The following is a 2,023-nucleotide window of genomic DNA, read 5'->3' as shown; positions in this document are numbered from 1 at the left end:
GTAGTCGATGGTGACCAGGCGGCGGAAGTCCTGGAAGCGCGCGGTCGACAGGTGGGTGGGCCGCTCCCTCGCCCGCCCGCCCGGCCCGACCGCCGTCGGTGCCGCCATACCCATGCCGCCGTACCGGCGACACGCCCGCGCTCAGGGTAGTGGAGCGTGGCCTGCGGGTAGTCGTGCCGCCCGCGCTGGCCGTGCCGGACAAGTCGGACGGCGCACTGCTACCGAGTGGCGCGTGCCCGGGTGGGGAGGGCGGCCGTAGCCTGCGAAGCACCGAGCCGAGAAGTCTGGAGAAACCCCATGAGCGCCGCAACGCCGCTCCCGCAGGAGCGCCGCCTGGTCACCGCGATCCCCGGTCCGAAGTCGCAGGAGCTGCACGCCCGCAAGCTGGGTGCGGTGGCGGCCGGTGTCGGCACCACCCTGCCGGTGTACGTGTCCCGTGCCAACGGCGGCGTGCTGGAGGACGTGGACGGCAACTCGCTGATCGACTTCGGTTCCGGCATCGCCGTGACGAACGTCGGCAACAGCGCCGAGGCCGTGGTGGCCCGGACGACCGAGCAGCTGGGCAACTTCACGCACACCTGTTTCATGGTGACCCCGTACGAGGGTTACGTGGCGGTCGCCGAGCAGCTGAACGAGCTGACCCCGGGTGACCACGAGAAGCGCACCGCGCTGTTCAACTCGGGTTCCGAGGCCGTCGAGAACGCGGTGAAGATCGCCCGCGCCTACACCAAGCGCCAGGCCATCGTGGTGTTCGACCACGGCTACCACGGCCGCACCAACCTGACCCTGGCGCTGACGGCGAAGAACATGCCGTACAAGCAGGGCTTCGGTCCGTTCGCCCCCGAGGTCTACCGGGTGCCGGTCGCCTACCCGTACCGCTGGCTGACCGGTGCGGAGAACGCCGCCGCCGAGGCCGCGGCCCAGGCGATCGACGCGATCAACAAGCAGATCGGTGCCGAGAACGTCGCCGCGATCATCATCGAGCCGATCCAGGGCGAGGGCGGCTTCATCGAGCCGGCCAAGGGCTTCCTGCCGGCGATCGTGGAGTTCGCGAAGGCGAACGGCATCGTGTTCGTCGCGGACGAGATCCAGACCGGTTTCTGCCGCACCGGCCAGTGGTTCGCGTGCGAGGACGAGGGCATCGTCCCGGACCTGATCACCACCGCGAAGGGCATCGCCGGCGGCCTGCCGCTGTCCGCGCTGACCGGCCGCGCCGAGATCATGGACGCCGCGCAGACCGGTGGTCTGGGTGGCACCTACGGTGGCAACCCGGTGGCCTGTGCCGCCGCGCTGGGCGCCATCGAGACCATGAAGGAGCTGGACCTCAACGGCAAGGCGCAGCGGATCGGCGAGATCATGCTGGGCCGCCTGCGGGCCATGCAGGAGAAGTACGAGATCATCGGTGAGGTCCGCGGCCGCGGTGCGATGATCGCCGTCGAGCTGGTGCTGCCGGGCGGCAAGGAGCCGAACGCGGCGGCCACCGCGGCCATCGCCAAGGCCTGCCACGCCGAGGGCCTGGTCGTGCTGACCGCCGGCACCTATGGCAACGTGCTGCGCTTCCTGCCGCCGCTGGTCATGCCGGAGCACCTGCTGACCGAGGGCCTGGACATCCTGGAGGGTGCGTTCGCCGCCCTCTGAGCGGTGTCGCCCGTCCGGTCGTGAACCCCCGCCGGAGGGTTGTCCGGACAGCGCTGAACGGCCCGTGGGGACCTCTTGGTCCGCACGGGCCGTTCGGTTTCCGGCGTGCCGCGCGGGCGGTCCGGGCATGATCGACGGGGTGCCCCGGAGGTTGCCCGGCGCGGGGTGAAGATGGTGTGCGGAATCGCTGAAGGCGCTCGGCGCGGAAGGGCTGTTGACGTAGTGTCATCGCAGATGGACAGCGAGCCTCAGCCGTTGGCGCGGCCGTCCGCGGGGCCCCTTCCGGGGCCGGTCGCGCGGGTGCCGCACGAGGACGACCAGGCCGGCCCGGGAGGGTCGGCGCCCACCGAAGGCCGATCGACCGACCGTCCGACCCACACCCCCC

1 protein-coding gene is annotated in these 2,023 nt (G+C 71.3%); it reads left to right on the top strand.

All coding sequences use genetic code 11. The annotated features are described in order from the left end of the window. Positions 1–297 precede the first annotated feature (297 nt). A complete protein-coding gene (gene gabT / locus ACIQOV_RS39170) occupies positions 298–1,638 on the top strand; it encodes a 4-aminobutyrate--2-oxoglutarate transaminase (RefSeq protein ID WP_359909189.1) in 1,341 nt (446 codons plus the stop codon). The last annotated feature ends 385 nt before the right edge of the window (positions 1,639–2,023 follow it).

Origin of the sequence: Kitasatospora sp. NPDC091257 (assembly GCF_044757675.1) — a bacterium.
In the GTDB taxonomy this organism is placed as follows: Bacteria; Actinomycetota; Actinomycetes; order Streptomycetales; family Streptomycetaceae; genus Kitasatospora; species Kitasatospora lactacystinica.
This window is presented reverse-complemented; position numbering and strand designations above follow the sequence as displayed.